Annotated in this window: 18 protein-coding genes; 15 read left to right on the top strand and 3 right to left on the bottom strand. The window is 46.1% G+C overall.

Translation table 11 applies throughout. The features are described 5' to 3' along the window. The first annotated feature begins 4 nt into the window (after nt 1-4). From GK108_RS07140 to GK108_RS07090, 11 genes are all read left to right on the top strand, one after another. A complete protein-coding gene (locus GK108_RS07140) occupies nt 5-1,096 on the top strand; it encodes an acyltransferase family protein (protein ID WP_163944968.1) in 1,092 nt (363 codons plus the stop codon). 36 nt (nt 1,097-1,132) lie between these two features. After that, entirely contained in the window at nt 1,133-2,140 is a 1,008-nt protein-coding gene (locus tag GK108_RS07135) for a glycosyltransferase family protein (RefSeq protein ID WP_163944965.1), read from the top strand. Nucleotide 2,141: 1 nt separating this feature from the next. Continuing rightward, nucleotides 2,142-3,185, top strand: coding sequence for a glycosyltransferase family 9 protein (locus GK108_RS07130; protein ID WP_163944962.1), 1,044 nt, complete (start codon nt 2,142-2,144; stop codon nt 3,183-3,185). Continuing rightward, a complete protein-coding gene (locus GK108_RS07125) occupies nt 3,182-4,009 on the top strand; it encodes a DUF5672 family protein (protein ID WP_163944960.1) in 828 nt (275 codons plus the stop codon). The genes GK108_RS07130 and GK108_RS07125 overlap by 4 nt, the downstream gene beginning before the upstream one ends. A 9-nt stretch (nt 4,010-4,018) precedes the next feature. Beyond that, entirely contained in the window at nt 4,019-5,041 is a 1,023-nt protein-coding gene (locus GK108_RS07120; protein WP_163944957.1) for a glycosyltransferase family 2 protein, read from the top strand. A 9-nt stretch (nt 5,042-5,050) separates the two neighbouring features. Further along, a complete protein-coding gene (locus GK108_RS07115; protein WP_212592747.1) occupies nt 5,051-6,076 on the top strand; it encodes a hypothetical protein in 1,026 nt (341 codons plus the stop codon). 105 nt (nt 6,077-6,181) lie between these two features. Next, on the top strand, nt 6,182-7,288 hold the full coding sequence (locus GK108_RS07110) for a glycosyltransferase family 4 protein (protein ID WP_163944954.1): 1,107 nt from the start codon (nt 6,182-6,184) through the stop codon (nt 7,286-7,288). 2 nt (nt 7,289-7,290) lie between these two features. Further along, nucleotides 7,291-8,184, top strand: a complete 894-nt coding sequence (locus tag GK108_RS07105; RefSeq protein WP_163944950.1) for a glycosyltransferase family 2 protein — start codon at nt 7,291-7,293, stop codon at nt 8,182-8,184. A 25-nt stretch (nt 8,185-8,209) separates the two neighbouring features. Further along, nucleotides 8,210-9,589, top strand: a complete 1,380-nt coding sequence (locus tag GK108_RS07100) for an O-antigen ligase family protein (RefSeq protein WP_163944946.1) — start codon at nt 8,210-8,212, stop codon at nt 9,587-9,589. Continuing rightward, on the top strand, nt 9,589-10,755 hold the full coding sequence (locus tag GK108_RS07095; protein ID WP_163944945.1) for a glycosyltransferase: 1,167 nt from the start codon (nt 9,589-9,591) through the stop codon (nt 10,753-10,755). The genes GK108_RS07100 and GK108_RS07095 overlap by 1 nt, the downstream gene beginning before the upstream one ends. A gap of 20 nt (nt 10,756-10,775) precedes the next feature. Further along, nucleotides 10,776-11,954 (top strand): glycosyltransferase, encoded by a 1,179-nt coding sequence (locus GK108_RS07090; RefSeq protein WP_163944943.1) that lies wholly within the window; start codon nt 10,776-10,778, stop codon nt 11,952-11,954. On the opposite strand, the gene GK108_RS07085 is transcribed toward GK108_RS07090, so the two are convergent. From GK108_RS07085 to GK108_RS07075, 3 genes are all read right to left on the bottom strand, one after another. Then, a complete protein-coding gene (locus GK108_RS07085; RefSeq protein WP_163944941.1) occupies nt 11,932-12,786 on the bottom strand; it encodes a polysaccharide deacetylase family protein in 855 nt (284 codons plus the stop codon). The genes GK108_RS07090 and GK108_RS07085 overlap by 23 nt on opposite strands. A gap of 133 nt (nt 12,787-12,919) precedes the next feature. Then, nucleotides 12,920-13,684, bottom strand: coding sequence for a methionyl-tRNA formyltransferase (locus tag GK108_RS07080; RefSeq protein ID WP_163944938.1), 765 nt, complete (start codon nt 13,682-13,684; stop codon nt 12,920-12,922). Between the two features lie 62 nt (nt 13,685-13,746). Next, on the bottom strand, nt 13,747-15,735 hold the full coding sequence (locus tag GK108_RS07075) for a sialate O-acetylesterase (protein ID WP_163944936.1): 1,989 nt from the start codon (nt 15,733-15,735) through the stop codon (nt 13,747-13,749). Between the two features lie 132 nt (nt 15,736-15,867). Here GK108_RS07075 and GK108_RS07070 point away from each other — a divergent pair, with 132 nt between their 5' ends. From GK108_RS07070 to GK108_RS07055, 4 genes are all read left to right on the top strand, one after another. Further along, the gene (locus GK108_RS07070) at nt 15,868-16,785 is read left to right on the top strand and encodes a glycosyltransferase family 2 protein (protein ID WP_163944934.1); all 918 of its coding nucleotides are present in this window, start codon (nt 15,868-15,870) and stop codon (nt 16,783-16,785) included. Then, nucleotides 16,751-17,344, top strand: coding sequence for a WcaF family extracellular polysaccharide biosynthesis acetyltransferase (locus GK108_RS07065; protein ID WP_163944932.1), 594 nt, complete (start codon nt 16,751-16,753; stop codon nt 17,342-17,344). Before GK108_RS07070 ends, GK108_RS07065 begins: the two co-directional genes overlap by 35 nt. After that, on the top strand, nt 17,341-18,111 hold the full coding sequence (locus GK108_RS07060) for a glycosyltransferase family 2 protein (RefSeq protein ID WP_163944930.1): 771 nt from the start codon (nt 17,341-17,343) through the stop codon (nt 18,109-18,111). The genes GK108_RS07065 and GK108_RS07060 overlap by 4 nt, the downstream gene beginning before the upstream one ends. 189 nt (nt 18,112-18,300) lie before the next feature. After that, nucleotides 18,301-19,509: a glycosyltransferase family 4 protein gene (locus GK108_RS07055; RefSeq protein WP_163944928.1), complete on the top strand. Its 1,209-nt coding sequence runs from the start codon at nt 18,301-18,303 to the stop codon at nt 19,507-19,509. Nucleotides 19,510-20,007: the final 498 nt, after the last annotated feature.

Below are 20,007 nucleotides of genomic sequence, written 5' to 3'. Positions count from 1 at the left end.
TCATATGCCTCAGTTAGACTCCCTGCGAACATTCGCTGTTCTGCTGGTAGTTGTCTATCACTGGTTCCCAGCGGGAGAAGGTATTAATCGACTTCCCAATGGAACGATTGGGGTCATGGTCTTTTTTGTGATTAGTGGCTTTTTGATCACAAAAATTCTGCTCGACAATCGAAACCGGATCAACGCCGGTCAAAGCAAACTAGGCGATACGTATCGTAACTTTTTCATTCGCCGGGCGCTCCGGATTTTTCCGCTCTATTACCTGGCCATTACGTTCGTACTCGTCATGTTTCCGCAAACATCGGATATCGACGACCATCCACTCTATTACTACTTATACGGGTATAATATTCTGCTTCATAAAACCGGGAACTGGGCCGACATTCTTTCGCCTTTCTGGACGCTCGGCGTTGAAGAACAATTGTATTTTGTATGGCCCTGGATTGTGCTCTTAACGCCCCGGCACGCTTTCAAATGGGTCATTCCAGCCATGATTCTGACCGGCGTTCTGTTCCGTGGATACGGTTATACGCAGGGAAACCTCGATGGTGTATTGACGCCGGCCAGTTTTGATGCCTTTGGTTTGGGAGCACTCTGGGCTTATACAGTCACGGAAAAGCCAGACACGATTTCAGCGTTCATGAAGAAGTTATCGATTGTGAGCATTCTGGCGCTTGCGGGCTTCATTGGCTTGCTATTCCTGCCTGGCGATCATATTGCGGTGGTTCTGTTTCAGCGCTTATTAATTTCGACCTTATCGCTGTTCATTATCACCAACGCCAGTCTTGGTATCAGAGGAGTTGTCGGAGCAATATTAAACAGCTCTGTTTTACAGTATATCGGCCGTATCAGCTATGGAATTTACGTATTTCACATGATCGTACCCGACTTCTTCATGCCACTTTTAATGCGTATCATGAACCGGATCGGTTTACCGATAACGTTAACTTTCTGGTCGCATCGAGCTGTCAGCCTACTCCTTTTACTGATCGTGGCTTCTCTATCGTGGTACTTTTTTGAGAAACCGATTAACGATCTTAAACGGTTCTTTTCGTATCATAAATCGACAGATCAGCCTGTCCAATCAGTAAGTTAACGTATCACCAGCCAATTAACTTACTAATTTTGAAGAATGACGTTAGCTTTCACTATCTGTTCCATAAATTACTTAGCTCAGGCTCGAACGCTTGGCGATTCGCTGAAGAAGACTAACCCTGACTATCAGTACATTATAGGTTTGGTTGATAAACTCAGCGTGGCCAACCTTCCTGCCGATTTAGTACCCGCCTACACCATGCTCGAAGTCGACCAGATCGATATTCCCGACTTCAAAGCCATGTGCGATCGGTACGATATTACAGAGTTAAACACGGCTGTAAAACCGTATTACATCGATTATTTTTTTAAAAATTACCCTGACGCCACGGAGGTCATTTATTTCGACCCGGATATTATCGTGTATCAGCCACTCGAACGGCTAAATGCAGCGCTACGTCAGCATAGCCTCGTACTAACTCCACACACCTGCTCCCCTACTCCCGACTGGGAACGGCCTAATGAGCAGCACCATCTGAATACGGGGATCTTCAATCTAGGTTTTATTGGACTACGCAAGGACGAAACAGCCCAGCAGTTTGTAAACTGGTGGAAAGACCGGCTGGCCTTCGAATGCCGGATTGATCTCTGTAATGGTCTGTTTGTCGATCAGCACTGGGTTAATTTTGCCCCTGTTTATTACGATAACGTTTTTATAGAAAAACATCTGGGCTATAACGTAGCGTACTGGAATCTGCATGAACGAAACCTCTCTCAGAACGAAACCGGAGAGTGGTACGTAAACGAAACCGAACCACTACAGTTTTTTCATTATAGTGGCTACGGCCCTAATCGGCCCAACGACGTATCGAAATACCAAACCCGCTATACGTTTGACCGTACGGAAATTCCTGGCATCGAACGGCCAGATGCCAAACCCTTATTCGATCTGTACCGCAATCAGCTCCTGCTGAACGAAAACGACCGGTATCGAAAATACCCCTGTGTGTACATAAAGCCGCCCGTCATACTACGCTATAAGCGAGTGAGAAAAGCTATTAATGCTCCTTTTAACCAATTAATTTCGCTATTAGAGCAGCAATAATATGGCATCTGAACAGGCCTGGTGGAGAGATAAAGCCGTCTGGATTTTTAAGTATCAAAAATTCGTCCACATTCTGGAGAAATTTGCATCGGTTGCCCGGAAGTACTCGTACCTGCGTCGACTCAAAGCTCAGATAGCCGGACGACCACTGGTAGCCATTATTTTATCCGAGCAAATCGGCGACATTATTGCCTGTGAACCCGTAGCGCGCGAGGTTCGTAAGCGCCACCCTAACGGCCATATTATCTGGCTGGTTCGCGAGGCCTACGCCGAATTAGTACGTCATCATCCAGATCTAAATGGTTATTTGGTTGAGAAATGCCCCAGTGAACGCATTTATCTGTTGAAAACGGGGGTTTTCGACGTAGTATACAATATGCATATTTCGCATCGCAAGTGTAAATACTGCCCGGAAGATCCTGTTAATCCAACTGCGGATCAGATTGGTCTTACGTTCGACAATTACTATCACCGGGGCGATATTTTGTATATGTTTTCGCAGGCAGCGGGGCTCCCTCCAATTACGGCTGACCCTAAAATGCATATTCCCGATTACGTTAAACAGCGTATCAATTCGCTGCACCTTCCGGATTCTCCCATTGTTATTCACTGCCAGTCCAGCCATGTCGCCCGCGACTGGCCTGCCGCCAATTGGAATCGTCTGGTAAAATGGTTGTTGGAAACATATCCATTTCCCGTCATCGAAATCGGTCTATTCCCCACGGTAACTATTGAGCATCCGAACTTCCAGAGCCTTTGTGGCCAACTAAGCTTACTCGAAACGGCCGAAGTTATCCATCGTGCCCAGCTTTTTATCGGTATCGATAGCGGCCCGGCTCACATGGCCAATGCAGGCAATACGCCCGGTATTATTCTGTTGGGCCAACTGTATGACTTTGTCGACTACCTTCCTTATTCTGGACGATATAAGCGGGGAGAAAATATTACAATTCTAAATGATTACGGTCACCCTTGCGCCGAGTTGCCCTATCACTGGGTGGAAAATGCAGCTCAAAAGCAATTAGGAGAACCACAGTTTGCATGAAAGATTCTACCCCTATTAGTGTCGGCGTTGTTATTCCGGTTTATAAACGTACCATAACCAATCATGAATCCATTGCTCTGCAGCAATGCATGCAGGTGTTAGGACATTATCCGGTTTGGCTGGCAGCACCACACCGTTTAGATCTTTCGTATTACCTGAATCTATATCCAAATCTACAGGTCCGAACGTTTGATGATCAGTTTTTTACAGGTATTGCAGCCTACAATAAACTGATGTTGTCCAATGTATTCTATGAAGCGTTTCAGGACATAGAATATATGCTTATCCACCAATTAGACGCATTCGTTTTCAAGGATGAACTGGCCGACTGGTGCCGAAAAGGCTACGATTATATTGGCGCACCCTGGCTCCGCGACCGCGATTATACGAGCTGGCACGATGAACTCTGGTTCAGAATAAAACAAAAAATAGCTACTCTTGCCGGACTCAAAAAACCGGACGGCATTACGCCACGGGAAATAATTAGCCTGAACAGCGTCGGTAACGGAGGGTTATCTTTGCGCCGGGTTCCAGCTATGTTACGTAGCCTGAAGAAGTACAACTATATCATTAAACGCTACGAGCAATACGACCTTCACCAGTATAACGAAGATGTATTCTGGGGCATTGAAGTCAATCGATTCTGGCCGTCGTTACGTATTCCTGACTTTCGGACAGCCTTACGGTTTGCCATTGAGTTTTACCCTCAACGAGCTATCGAAAATTATAATGGTGGCCAACTACCATTTGGCTGTCATGCCTGGGACATTCATGGGACTGACTACTGGCGACCTATCTTTGCGCAGTATGGTTACCAAATTTAATTAATAAGCATGAACGCTTTGGCCCGACCAACTGTATCTGTTGCCTTATGTACGTACAACGGAGAAGCTTATCTGCCCGAACAATGGCGTAGCTTATTGGAACAGCAACAACTCCCCGACGAGCTGGTCATATGCGATGATCGCTCTACGGACGGTACGGTAGCCCTGCTGAAACAGCTGGCCACCAACGCACCTTTCCCGGTAAAAATTTTGGTGAATGAGATTCAGTTAGGCTCTAATAAAAATTTTGAACGGGCCCTGTCTCAATGTACCAGCGATCTGATCTTCATTTGTGATCAGGACGATTTCTGGCTACCAACCAAAATCAGTACGATGGTTAACTACATGGCTAGCCGACCTGACGTGCAGGTTGCCTTTTGCGATGCCTGGGTTACAAACGAACACCTACAGGAGCGTATGGGTCGTTTCTGGGAGCAGGTGCGCTTCGATAAAACAGCCCAGCAGCGCTGGGAACAGGGCGAGGAAATGGACGTACTGCTCGATGGAAATCGGGTGATGGGGTGCGCTACGGTACTTCGACGCGAATTACTCAACGAAATTATACCCGTTCCTACAGGAATTTCGGGCTATATTTACGATGGGTGGATTGGTTTGATAGCCGCAGCCCACCAAACGATCCAATTTATCGACCAGCCGCTCCAATTGTACCGTACGCATAGTCAACAACAAATAGGTATTCGTGAAGAAGCTCCTCCGCCAACGGTCCGGGTTCAGGATCGTTTCAGCCGGAACCGGGAGCATAAACTGGCTCCACTACGTAGCAAACAGGAACTGTTGTCGCTTATTGGACAGCAACTCTCGGATCGGGTAGGCGCTAAAGCCCCCGGTTTACTGCAACTTCGCCAACGATTAGCCCATTATACGATGCGTAGTACGTTACGTTCTGGACGGCTGCTTCGTATAGCTCCCGTTTTAACAAGCTTTTTTCAGGGAAATTATCATCGCTATGCCGACGCGTCGGCCAACCGGCTTGCTCCGTATCTGGCTGCTTTAGGTGATATACTCGAATAATTACTAGTTATGTCTGCCATAATCGCAACAATCTGTACCATTCGTCAACTACCCCAGGCTTTTGCTCTGGGTGCTAGTATTACTCAATATGCCTCCAAAGAAAGAAACATTTCTTTTGTTATTGGCCTGGCCGATAAGCTGGAGCATTTGCCTGGTGGTTTTTCTTCTGACTATACTATTGTGCCAGTTAGCGATTTCCTTAGGTCAGACGAATTGGACAAACTGTCAGCGCAATATACACCCACCGAGTTTGCAGGCGCCTGTAAACCAGCGTTTATCCAAGACGTATTTCGCCGTTTCCCTGATACAGACTCGGTAGTATACTTAGACCCTGGTATTGCGTTTTTTAGTGAGTTAACCCCCATATGGGAGCGGCTCAGCAAGGCTACTATTTTACTAACGCCTTATATTACTGGCGCTTTGCCCAACATTGGCAATACCGGCCAAACGTGGCCTGACGAAAAATTCTTCCAGAATTTAGGGTTATATAGTGCTGATTTTCTAGCAGTTCGTCGGTCGGCGGAAACCAACAAAATGCTCAACTGGTGGCAGGATCGGGTTCAGGAACGCGCTTTCGTCAACTTCTGCGAAGGGCTTTGTACGGATCAACGCTGGCTGATGCACGTGCCCATATTTTTCCAGGATGTTGCTATTGTAAAAGAGCCAAACTGGCACGTAGCACTCTGGAATCTCCCCCAGCGCGATCTAACTGACGAAGGCGGGCAATGGCAGCTGAAAGGCAGCAAAGCACCACTGTTGTTCCTAAATACCAAAGGATTATACAATCCAGATGAAGGCTTTTTCCCGCACCAGAACCGACTGGTGGTAAAAAATCGCCCCGACGTAATGCGTCTGCTGGATACGTATCGCAAAACAGTCGGCCACTACGAAGATCCAACCCTGAAAGGCGTTCTTCCCGCCTATGGCCAACAACCCGAACCGGTCGTATTACGTGGCTGGCGATTTACAACCGTAAAAGCCATGCGGGCCGTAACCCAGTTTGTAGACAAGGTTCCGTTGCCGGTTTTACGATAATCCCGTTGACTCAGACGCCCCGATAGAATCTTGGCTTTATCGCCATAAGTTGTATTTTTGCAGGCGTATTTTCTAAAAAAAATACAAACAACTGAATTCTATTGCATGAATGTCCTGTTCGACCATCAATGTTTTACTGGCCTAACTTACGGAGGAGTATCCCGGTATTTTTTCGACTTGATGAGTTCGTTTTCCAGCCGTTCTGATATAGAGTTCGAGTTGTCGCTCCGTTTGTCGAACAACGAATACCTGAATAAGGCATCGTTCAGCAATCACTGGCGTTATCAGAAGCTCGCCCATCTGCGTAACATAAACATGGCAGCTTCTCTGTTTAATCGCATGTATAGTGCTCAGCGGGTTAAGGCAGGCCAGTTTGATATATTCCATCCAACGTATTATCACCGGTATTTCCTGAAATCAATTCATAAAAAGCCGTTTGTTATTACGTTTCACGATGCAACGAGTGAGCGATACGGCAAAATCTATCCTGATGTAGGGGAAGGTTTGTATGAGGCCAAAAAGCAACTTATGCTTCAGGCCGACCGTATTATTTCGGTATCTGAGTTTTCAAAGCAGGAAATTGTCCGCTTTTTCCCCATTGATCCCGATAAGATTAGTGTGATTCATCTGGGCACTAATTTCCCCAATAACACGACTAACAGTTCGGTAAGTGCACCGACCGACTTTCCTTATTTGCTTTACGTTGGCAAACGAGGTCTTTACAAAAACTTTGATACGTTCTTCAAAGCCATTCGGCCTATTTTAAAACGTCATCCAGATCTGCATTTGATCTGCGCGGGCGGAGGCATTTTTAGTACTGAAGAACAGATGGCTTTTCAGGAAGCGCATGTAAGCCAACGGGTTCATTATCGCCCAATTACCGACGATAATCTGTTTCGGCTCTATCAGCACGCAGAAGCGTTTGTTTTTCCTTCCTTAAATGAAGGATTCGGGATTCCAGTTCTCGAAGCCTTTAGCGCCGGATGCCCGGTTATTGTTAGTGACAGAAGCTCACTACCCGAAGTAGCCTCGAACGCGGCCGTTTACTTCGATCCTGAAAATCAAGACTCTATTGCCAGTGCGGTTGAACAAGTATTAATGGATAACGCCTTACGGAACGATTTACGCCAGAAAGGAACGGAACGGCTGAAGCATTTCTCGTGCGAAAAAACAGCGCAGAAAACCTTAGCGGTCTATCAATCTTTGCTATAAGTATGACTAAAATTGGCCAATCGCTTCATTCATTCGTTACCAAGCCGTCTCAACCTCTGGCGGAAAAGAATGATCAATCATATCCTAAACTGACCGTTGTTACGCCTTCCTATAATCAGGCCGAATATTTGGAACGTACAATTCTCAGCGTACTAAATCAGAACTATCCGAACCTCGAATATTTTATAATTGACGGAGGGTCAACGGATGGCAGTGTCGATATTATCAAAAAATACGAACCTTATCTGGCAGGCTGGCTTAGCGAAAAAGATCGGGGCCAAACAGACGCCATCAATAAAGGGTTCAGACTGGCCACCGGCGACTACGTAGCATTCCAGAACTCTGACGATACGTTTGCCCCGGATGCGCTTGCTCAGGTTGCTAAAGCCTGGCGACGCGCCCCCGAAACAGATGTATTTTTCGGAGATATGTACATAACCGACGATGAAGACGTTATTCTTGAAGAATTACGCGCTCCTGAATTCTGCGTCGAATGCCAGATTTATGAAGGCATGCAGGTATTTAACCAGTCGTTGTTTATCAAACGGGAACGGTTAACCCAGTTTGGTCTGCTCGACGAAAGCCTGCGCTTTGTAATCGACTACGAAATTATAGCGCGGCTAGGTGTTCAGTCAGGAATGCGGTTTCTGCATGTCGATGGTTTCTGGGGCGCTTTTCGCGTACAGCCAAATGCGAAGTCATCGACCATACAAACCGTCGGTGTAGCCGAACATCAGCGTATTAAAGAGAAATACTTACCTCAACTGCAAAGTTCGCTGGGGAGTGGATTCTGGCAACGTTACTGCCGCGTACGCAAACTATTAACGTTCGTTTTCAAAGGCGATTTTGATTACGTTCGTCACCGTTTAGAACTACGGCGTCGAACAACTGTATAACTAATCATTAAAACAGACATTGTTCATGAATGGTCTAATTCGTTTTATACAAACGCTCGACTACATGCGCATCGTGCTGGGCATCTGTATCGTAGTGGATGGTTACCCGCTGATTTTTTTCTTTCGGGAAACCTTACGATTGGCTCCGGGCAGCACTGCCTTTACGGCTGCTGCTCTGGCCGGTGGTCTGGTGATGATGATTCCGTTTACCATATTCAGACGTTTGTATCGGCCTAATGTACCGATGCTCTGGATGAGCGTAGCTTTTTTGCTGTTATGCATCTTTTATATGTATGTCTACATGGGTGACCCTGGTTTTAAGGATTATACCAAAGACATGATTTACTATGCCTATATTTTTATCTTTCTATTCCTACTGATCAACGTTCCTAACGATATTATTCGGGTCTTTATCCCGGTAGTCATCCTTTTCACGCTGATTTCCAATTTAGGGCTAGTCTATTCACTCCTGACCAACCCTACCTGGGCCATTGGGCAGCGCGCAACCATTACGTTAGGTGATAGCGACGATGGATCAGGAAACCCTCACGCTTTCTCCCGAAATGCATTTATGGGGATAATTGCCTGTGCCATGTGGGCGCTACGTCCGCAGACCAATATACTTTTCAGGCTTTTGGCTATCTTTTCGGGCATTCTGAGTCTGGCCATTCTGGTCCTTACCCAAACCCGTTCCAGTATTCTGTCACTTGCTATTGCAGTGGCGCTTTTCATGTTCTATCATGTTCGCCCGGCACAGGTTCGTTCGGCCATTCGGGGAATATTCCGGCCCGTACCGATTATTACCATTTTCCTCGGATTCGTTGGCATTCTTTTCTTTTTCCGACGCTACGCCGTTGTTTATGAGGTTCTTTTTGGGTACGTATCCGCTTTTGCAGAAAAGAACCTCGAAAACGTTTACGCCCTACTGGGTCTTAAAGCCAAAGGCGTTGCCTATAAAGCCTCATTAGATGCTTCAGCAGCCAACCGTTCGATTAGTGCTACGTTCTTTTCGAACGTCCTCGTCGGTCACATCTACATGTTGGTTCTGGGCTTTGGCTACAAATTTCTCTACCTCGACATCCCAATCATGGAAGCCTTAACGAATCAGGGTATTCTGGGATTCATTCTGTTTGCCGGGGTTAATGGAATCGTGCTTTACAATTCGGTCCGAATTATTCGTACCAATCCAAATCCACTGAGTACGTTCCTGGCTTACTTCTATATGCTGATTCTGGTAACGCTCTTTACGAATGGGCGACCGTACGAAATTTCGTTCTGGTTCCCGTTGGCACTCATGGTGCGATTTATCGGTGTTGAGCATTTGTTTCCGGCCTATTTATCGGATAAGCCTGCTCCTACTCCAACAGACGAATACATTGTTGTTCCTAATGGTCAGGCCACCTGATGCGCATACTGATTGTTCATAACATCTTGTGGGCTCATTATAAATCGGCCGTTTTTCAGTCGTTGCAACAAGTAGTCGATCAACGTTCAGACGTTTCGATGCTGGTTCTTCAAATTGCCCGCAACGAACGTTCACGCGCGGGTCTGGAATCCGAGCCAGATGTCGATGTTCCGACGTATTCGTACAACTACGAACTGCTTTTTGATTGGTATCTGGAGGATGTAAGCGTATCGGAACGATTTACCGCTTTACTTCGACGCGTTCGTGCCTATAAGCCTGATGTAATCAATCTGACGGGTTATTATGATCCGGCCCAACTTCTACTATTAGGCTGGGCCAAGTTGAACGGCATTCGTGTTATCATGCAAAATGAAAGCACAGCGGCCGATCATGAACGTAGCGGCTTAAAGGAACGATTCAAGCGATTTATTTTTAGCCGATGTGATGGTTTTTTCTGTTTTGGCAGCCAATCGGCCGACTACGTTATTCGGCTGGGAGTCAGTCCGGAAAAAATCCTGCTCAAAAAGAATGCGGTTGATAACACAACGCTACGTAGCGTTTACCAACGAGCACTTCGCCAACGTAGTGAGCAACAGCAAGCGCTGGCCCTTCGTCAACATAATTTCATTTTTGTTGGGCGGCTGATCGAGTTTAAGAATCTACCAATGCTCATCGATGCCTTTGCAGCAGCATCAGCCCAATCACCCAATGCCAACTCCTGGGGATTGCTGTTTCTGGGGGATGGCGTAGAACGGGATTCGTTAGTGGCTCAGACAGCTCGGTTAAAACTCGGCAATAGCGTAACCTTTCTATCCGGGAAACCCTGGTTCAAAGTCCCGGAAATACTGGCTCTTAGCGACGTTCTTGTCTTGCCAAGCCGATCTGAACCCTGGGGCCTGGTGGTGAACGAAGCGATGGTGTGCGGCTTGCCGGTCATCGTATCGGCGCGTTGTGGCTGCGTAATCGACCTGGTTCATCATGGTCAAACTGGTTTTGTTATCGACCCCGACCAACCGACTCAGCTTACCCACTGGCTGTTAAAATTTATGAATCAGGAGGTTGACGTAGTGTCAATGAAAAAGGCAGCTGAAACATATATTGCCCCGTATTCGCCCGATGCCGTAGCCGAAGAAATGCTTCAGGGTTTCCTTAAAATCAAGAATTAAGCGTTATTTCGCAGTACTTTATGCGAATACTAGATATCTGTGCTTATACCTGGGAGGCTGGTGGCCCGCCCAAAATCATCTTCGACCATACGCAGGTAGCCCTTCGCTACGGGCACCAGGTTGATATTCTTAGCCCGATCAGCGATGGCGAAAAACCCTATACCGTCCCCGAAGGTGCAAGGTTAATTTTATGTAAACGAACGCCACTGGTTAGCCGGTATTTTCGGGAAGTATCGGGCGAGCTTTATCAATATCTCAAAAAGCATATAAACGACTACGACGTCGTTCATTGCCACGGTCTTTGGCATTTTGGCACACTGGCCCCTTTCATGGTCAACAACAGTGTAGCTAAAGTCATCACCATTCACGGTGTTCTTGACCGTTGGGTATATGCTCATAACAACTGGAAAAAGCAATTGATGGATACGCTTGCCCAGAAACGCTATCTCCGGCGAGCCGATCTCATTCAAATCAATAATACGGATGAGCGGGAAGATATTGCCCGTTATCTGGGAACCCCTCACCCAAACGTAGCCATCATTCCCAACGGAATCAAGCTCAGCGACTTTGTCAACTTACCGGCCAAAGGCACTTTTCGGCAGAAATTCAACGTACCGCCGACTAAAAAAATGGTACTATTTATGAGTCGGCTGAATGTCAAGAAGGGACTGGGTCTGTTACTACCCGCTTTCAGAGAGTATCTATCGAAACATTCCGATGCCATTTTAGTGTTGGCCGGAGGTGATGACGGCTATGAAGCTACCACCCGCCAGTTTATTGACGAGCATCAGCTGGGCGATTCAATACGTATGGTCGGCATGTTGACCGGCAACGATAAGAAGGCCGCTTTAGCCGATGCGGATTTGTTTACGTTGCCTTCCTACTCAGAAGGCTTTTCGATGGCAGTACTGGAAGCAATGGCCTCAGGAACACCCGCGTTAGTATCGGATCGGGTTGGGTTTGGCGAAGCAATCCGTCAACACAATGCCGCCGGACTTGTCGAATCGCTGACTCCCGAAGGCGTATTGAAAGGCTTGGAAACGATGCTTGGCGATGATCAGCTCCGTCAGCAGGTGGCCAATAATGCTACCGCACTGCTCAAAGCCCAATATGACATCGATATTGTGGCAAAGCGTTTGCTCGATGAATACGAAAAAATTGTAGGCGCTAAAAAGGCTATACCTTCACCTCTTTCTTAACAACTTTGGTCCAGTCGGTTTGCCGGTCAGCCTCAGTCAGGTCAACAAACGGAAACTCCAGCAATAGTTGTTTTAGCTTAGGCAGGCAGTTTTTAAGTCCATAATAGGATTTAAACTGACGCATGCGGCTCAGACCGGGAATCATGGGCTGGGTCGCATCAAAATCGCGTGGGTGGAAATACGTCATTACGTAATCGGAGCGATGCATCAGGCTTTTGATCGCCCGATACGGTAACAGACGAAAATACCCCCCACCCGAAAAAATAAGATCCTGCCCCAGTACAGCCGCCGTGTTGATCGGAAACTCTTTCAGCAACGTACCGTTCACATTTAAATATCCGGGTTCGAACATACCCAGCGAAGCATCTCCTCCGTGTGCCCGTCGCGCCGAAAATACAGAGCAGTCAATTTCGATACCCTGCTCAATCAAAATTGGGAAAACCCAGCGATTGTACTCCTTAATCGAGAAACCAGGCGCTCGGTAAGAACGTACTTTTTTGCCCGTAATATCCTGCAAATGCTTAATGGAACGTTCCAGATCGGCCTGAAATTCCGCCGGACTCTGCTCATACGCCAACTGGTGTGCATAGGAATGGGTTGCGATTTCGAAGCCAGCCGCATCGATCCGACGTATTACATCTGGATGCTTATCGGCCACCCAGCCCAGGCAAAAGAATGTTGCCCGGCTTTTGGTATCTTCCAGTAGCTGAAAAATAAGATCCATATTGGCATAGATCCTCGTTTCGTAACGGCTCCATTCGGCCTCCGTACGCGTTGACGCATTATCCAGTATATGAAACCACTCTTCAATATCGAACGTCAGGATATTCATAGAAAAAGATAAAAGCAGAGGCTAGTTTATTTTTCGACAGGATTTACAGGATGAACTGTGATTAAGGTTCGGAGAAAATCATGTTTTATCGTGTAAATCCTGTCCAAACGAACTAGCCTCTGCTCCTTGTTAGTTAATAGAATCGTTTCCCGGCAGCCAGGAATTCTTTTACATCATTACGGGTCGGGAACGTGAAATAGGTCATCTGAGCGGCATCATTTTCGATTAGCTCGTAATTGCCCGAGTGGATTTTTTCGATCGATTCCAGAATGGCATCCATGCCCATTTTCTTGGTCACGTCAATTAATTCGGCCTGGCTCATATTTCCGATTGCCAGCTTATTCTGCACTAAAATTGGACCGCTATCAATCCCTTCATCGACGAAGAAAACCGATACGCCGGTATGCGTTTCTCCATTTTTCAGCACCCAGAACGAAGGCATTAATCCACGATACTTAGGTAGCAGAGCAGTATGAAGGTTAATACAACCATGAGTAGCTACGTCCAGCAGCTTACGCTTAAAAATCTGATTACCAGCAATAGACACCAACAGATCGGGTTTGTAAGCCCGGATTTTTTCCAGATTCTCGTCTTTGTTAATTCCTCCTTCGAGCGCTATGAGTGGTATGCCCCGATCTGCCAAAACTTTGCGGACATTGTTACGGCTGTCAAGCTTCGAGAATACATACTTAAATCCATAACGAACAAAAAAAGGAAGCCCGAAGATGTCGTATGTTTTCTTCATCTTCTCGCTAAAACTCTCGCGCTTTCCAAACGGCGATACGTCAAAAACCACGGTTGCAACAACTTCAGCGTAGGGAGGCAACTTTTTTAGTAGATAGTCGATATTCCGGGCAAGATAGAACGGATCGTCCTGCGTCAGGATTACTAGGCGCATATAGTGTTAAAAAGAGTTTCGCTGCAAAGCTAAGCAATCTGGCTTAATGCCACCGTCAAGAATTATTGAACAACAATCTTCTGACGTAGCGTTTGTCCGTCGACCGTTTGCAAATCCGCTACATACACGCCCGACGTAGCATTATCCAGACCAATAACCAGTTCGTTCTGCGCTCTACCCTCCCATTCTTTCAGCGTACGCCCCCACAAATCGCGAATAACCAGCGATTTGATTGTCAGCTTGTCCGCCACAATCCGCAGCGTCCGATCGGTAGCTAACGGATTAGGATAGATTCGTAAGGTAGCAATCAATTCTTCAGCACCCAGCACGAGTGGTTTGGAGGAGACAATGTTGCTATACGTAGATTCTGATACGTTGCTATACGTGCGTATCCGATAATAATACGTAGCAAGCGGATCAGGCAGATTGTTATCCGTGACCGTAGCTACGTTACCAGCTACGGTCTGCACCACTTTGAACGCATTCTGGGCCCCATCGCTACGTTCCAGAATCTGCGTTTGGGCCGTGGCGGGTGCCGTCCATGTCAACTGAATCTGTTTATCCGAAATCGGTTTCGCAGCCAGCGTTGTTATAGCCGGAATGGCATCGGCAATAGCTACCCCATCGAAACTAAAAGCACGCATTCCCCGGCCATTATGTAACGTCGGCCCATTATAAAAAGGCGATAAAAAATCGGAGAAGTAGGCGGGTAGATAACGTAACGTTTTGGCCGATGCAGGCTGTTTCAGCCCTAATATGACCCGATTGCCCTTCGGAATTCCACCCGACAATAACCCCGACTGACCATCGAGGTAGAAGTAATCTTTTAACTCTCGGGAGCCTAGTTTCTCGCCAGTGGCAAAATTATAATAGGCCGTATCGCGCCATACCATCTGCATGCCTTCATCAAACACCAACGTAACAGAATCTTTCCTGGCGTTGTAGAATACCTTTTTAATGTCCGGTGAATTAATCTGCAGGGTATCCGTCGACCCATAGAAATCACGCGCTATTTGCCGAAACTGCTCAGTGGCGATCTTCTGATGCCCTGGCGGATCGTAGTGAATACCGTCATAGCCACTCGCCCCGATGGTTGTGATGGTTTCCACATTGGCAAACAGATATTTGGTACGTCGCTGAAAATCGCGAAGAGCGGCCGCCCCTTCTACTTTATCGGCCAGAATGTTTATCTGCCCAACATAGAGCCGAACATTACCGTAATCTTCGTGATACTGATCATACATTGTTTTAAATTTCTGATCATATCCAGCAGGCTCGTTACCCGCTTCATCTTCGCCCTGTTTCCAGATAATGGCCTTTACTTTTTTATCAACCCCCGCCCACTGAGCCCGGTATAATAAGCGGCCATAAAACGTGTTTAAATCGGCATGATTTACCGGATTACGTGCCGTCAGCGTAGCAATGCCGGTACCACCATAGGCTCCATTCAGTACAAGGGTCGGAATGCCATAGTTCTCCAGAATGAGTCGTTGCAGCGTCAGCCCAAAGCCCCCTACGCTTCCGTACGGGTCTTTAGCCGCATACCAGCTCATGGCATCAGGAATACTAGGCACACCATACGGATAGGAACAGTTCCGCAGGTATTTATCATCAAATCCGAATGAGTAATACGTATCCAAACCACCCAGCGCCAGTGCATTCGACTGACCGTGAATAATATAAACATCACCACTTACGATACGTTTCCGGTCTACAATCAAGGTGGAGTCGGCTCCCTTGTATAAAAAGACTTTAAACTCATACTCTGCCTTTTCTGCCTTGATCGCACTGGATAAACTAAACGGCTGACTGGTAGCCGTTGGCACCAGTGTTTGGCTCACAAAACCAGTTATAGCGCCTTCGCGTAAGACCTGGACGGCAACCTTTGTGTATCCACCAGCGATAACGGTTCCGCTAACGGGTACAGCAGCCATGCTATTCGCTTCTCTCGGATATAATTGCAGATCGCGGGGCAACTGGCTAAAATTAATTTGAGCAGAAGCCGTAAAATAGAATAAAAACAATATAAGGCAGCAGTACAGTAACTTCATAGACTTTTTCTTAGCTAAAAAAAGTGATAATATTGCAGCATTAACCAGTATAAAAACGACCTTGTAAAAATAGTCGCTTTTAGGTATTATAGACTACATATAAAGCTATTTTAACAGGCGTCTTACTTGGGCATGGCCGACGTATCAGTCATCATTTTAACCCACAACGAGGAGAAGCATATTGCCAGATGTTTGCAAAGCCTTCACCCGTTTACCGATAAAGTTTTTATTGTCGACTCATTTTCAACGGATAAAACGGTCGACATTGCTCGTTCACTGGGTGCAGTAGTGGTCCAAAATCCCTGGATTAATTATGCTATTCAGTTCAATTATGGCATAGATAATACGCCGTTTAAGACTACCTGGCTCATGCGTATGGATGCCGACGAATACGTATTGCCCGAATTAGCCGAGGAAATCAACAGACAATTACCGACTCTACCCGACGACGTATCAGGTATCTACGTAAAACGGCGGGTTCTGTTCTTCGGTCAGTGGATACGGCACGGCGCTTTTTATCCAATGTGGCTTCTCCGGCTCTGGCGACGTAACCAGGGCATCTGTGAAGAGACCTGGATGGATGAGCATATCAAACTGTCGCAGGGAAAATCCATTCAGTTTCAGCATGATCTTGTTGATCATAACCTGAACGATTTAACCTGGTGGACACAAAAACATAACAATTATGCCATCCGGGAAGTCATCGATCTGTTGAATATTAAATATAACTTCGATGAAACCCAGCGAGTAGAACCTAAGTTATTTGGATCGCAGGAACAGCGAACCCGTTACCTAAAAATACAATATGCCTCCTTACCTTTGTTTACCAGGCCATTTTTGTATTTTTTCTATCGATACGTTGTTCGACTGGGTTTTCTGGACGGTCAGAAGGGACTCATCTGGCATTTTCTGCAGGGACTTTGGTATCGGTTTCTGGTAGACGCTAAAATGTTTGAAGTCTATTATCATGTCGGACGCGATAAGCAGGCGATTATTCAATTTTTCCGAACGCATTATGGCAAAGACCTCAACCCAAACAACCGTACCTGACGTAGCAGCAGGTCGGACCGATTTGTCGGTCTATGACATTAGCTGGTATAAGCCAGGGCCAAAATGGAAAATAATACTCTGGTTCATCGTTAATTCGGTAACGCTTAATACGTACTTACCTATTCCTATTGCCATTAAGCGGCTCATTCTGAAAGCGTTTGGCACTAAAATGGGTACTGGAGTGGTCATTAAGCCAGCGGTCAATATCAAATATCCGTGGTTACTTCAGATTGGTAATCACGTCTGGATTGGCGAGAAAGTATGGATTGATAATTTGAGTGAAGTTGTAATCGGCGACAATAGCTGTTTATCGCAAGACTCGATGCTGCTGACCGGTAATCATAACTACCGGCGTTCAACTTTTGATCTGAACACACAACCTATTACGCTCGAAGATGGCGTTTGGATCGGAGCTAAAGCGGTGGTTTGTCCCGGTGTTCGCTGTCATTCGCACGCTGTGCTAGCCGTCAATTCAGTGGCGACACGATCGCTGGAGGCTTATGGCATTTATCAGGGAAATCCAGCCGTGCTGGTTCGCAAACGGGAAATTACAGCATGAAGGTATCTATCATTACGGTCGTTTTCAACGGAGCAGAGCATATTCGGGACTGCATCGAATCAATTATTAATCAGACCTATTCTGATATCGAGTATATTGTAGTGGACGGAAAATCGACAGACGGTACGGTCGATATTGTTGAATCGTATGGAGCCCGCATTGCCCGGTTTGTATCGGAGCCAGATAAAGGCCTTTACGATGCCATGAATAAGGGGATTAGCATGGCAACTGGCGATGTTATTGGTTTACTCAACGCCGACGATTTTTACCGCCATGATCGAGTGATCGAGAATATGGTTGCTACGTTCAAACGCACCAACAGCGATGCTGTGTATGGCGATATGCTCTACGTAGACCGGGTAGATACGCAATCGCTGAAGCGGTATTGGCGCTCCGGTTGGTATACCGAGAATGCCTTTTTATGGGGTTGGATGCCCGGCCACCTATCGTTTTTTGCCAAACGGTGGATGTATGAGAAGTATGGCCTGTTTAGGCTCGATATGAAAAGTGCAGCGGACTATGAACTGCTGCTTCGGTTTATTCATAAAAATAATGCCAAACTGGCTTATATGGACGAAGTAACGATCGTTATGCGAGCCGGTGGTATCAGTAATAGCAGTTTAAAGAATCGACTTAGAGCCAATCGCGAAGACAGGCTAGCCTGGGATATGAATGGCCTGAAACCGTACTTCTTTACGCTGTGGCTCAAACCCTTACGTAAATTAAGCCAATATATCACGAAGCCTCCAAAACCTGTTACTCCCTAGACTACGGACCGTTCAATCAAATTATACTTGCCTTTCTACATAAAGGATTGAATTTTATGCTAATTCTGAAGTAATCTGCATTTGATTTTTCGCTAGTCAGTCTGGATAACGAGTTAAAATGGGCTTTGTCTGAAGCACCACTTCGGTAAAGAATTTTATTGGTGACAAACACACCTAACATAAAGCCTTATGAACCTGGATTTATTATTTACTTATCTGCAAAATAAACTAAACGATGACCTCTTTGCCCTGGGTTTATACCAATGCATTCTGGCATTCTTAGTAGCCTGTTTTGTATCAGTAGTGTCGATTCCGGTTATCATCAAGATCTCCGAGCTTAAGTCATTGATGGAAAAACCGGGCGAACGCCGGTCCCATACTACGCCAACGCCCACTTTTGGCGGTATAGGCATTTATGCGGCTATTCTCATCGCATATTTCCTATGGCCCAGCATCGACCAAATCGACGTATACAGAACTGATCTTTCCGTAGCCGGGATGACCATTCTGTTTTTTATCGGCATCAAAGACGATCTGGTCGGTATTGACCCTAACAAAAAGATTCTTTTTCAGGTGCTGGCCGCCATGATTCTGATCTTTTTTGGCGATCTGCGGGTCGATTATTTGTATGGTATGTTTGGCCTTCATCACATTGATCAATTCTTCAGCATTCTGCTTACCTGTTTCATCTTTATTGCCTTAACCAATGCCATCAACCTTATCGATGGTATTGATGGTCTTGCTGGGGGGATAGCCACTATTGCCAGTGGTACGTTTGGGGCCTGGTTTCTGCTCACAAATCATTTCACGATGGCTTGCCTGGCGTTTACGTTAACGGGTGCGTTACTCGGCTTTCTACGGTTCAATTTCTCTAAGACCAGCAAGATCTTCATGGGTAATACCGGTTCGTTGATTATCGGTTTCATGCTGGCTTTCTTTGCTGTTCGTTTTGTCAGTTTAAACGCTTCGTATCGCTTCGATCCAACATCGTTCTTCAATGCCCCCATTATTGCCATTGTTATTTTGATTGTGCCGATTTTCGATACGTTACGTGTCTTTCTGGTACGTATACTGGCTGGTCGTTCACCTTTTTCAGCCGATCGGAACCACATGCACCATATCCTTTTGGACAACGGCTTATCGCACGCTCAGGCAACAGCTGTATTGTGCGGAGCTTCTTTAGTAAATACGATTTTGTTCTTTCTGCTGCACCGAAATATCACCAATACCCAATCTTTACTTATCCTGGGTGGACTGTTCGGCTTATATATGATCACAAGCTTTATGCTTAAAATGCGGGCGATGTATATTGCCACTCATCCACGCAGACGCCGGGCCGTGTTACGTCGAGAATTACAAAACGGCATAATCGGCAAACGAATTATTGATTATCTATAAGTAGCACGTATTACATCATAAAAAGCCCCTTAGACAATTCGGCTCTAAGGGGCTTTTTCTTTGGCTTGTTTATCGATGGGGTATTGCTATAGCATACAGCAAACGTTATTGGTGGGTGAATAAGTTTGTAAAGTCTGCCAGATCACTCAACCATCATCTTTGACAAAGTTTAGAACCGCCCGGCGGCCCGGTTTGTCAAAGATCAACCCTGAAATTTCTTTACGGATTAATTCACGGATCAATAAAAGCTGCTTAGTGGATCAAAATAGCTTTTGTTGCTATGTTCGTTCATCCATCCCCAACCCTTTTCTTTGAAGCGATAAACACTAACAGAAGTATAGCTCAACAGCTTTTAAGTTTTTGTAAAATTCGTTTTGTGATACGTACTAACTACCTGACTACAGAGCGTATTAGTGGTTCCTCCTTTCCAGATTCAGTTAATTACAGGAGGCCTGTAAACCTTGCCTTAATCTATTCAATGCTACGTTGACAATATAA

This window comes from Spirosoma terrae (assembly GCF_010435915.1).
GTDB classification, from domain to species: Bacteria; Bacteroidota; Bacteroidia; order Cytophagales; family Spirosomataceae; genus Spirosoma; species Spirosoma terrae.
The sequence above is the reverse complement of the archived record's forward strand: the minus strand, read 5'-3'. Positions and strand labels throughout refer to the sequence as shown.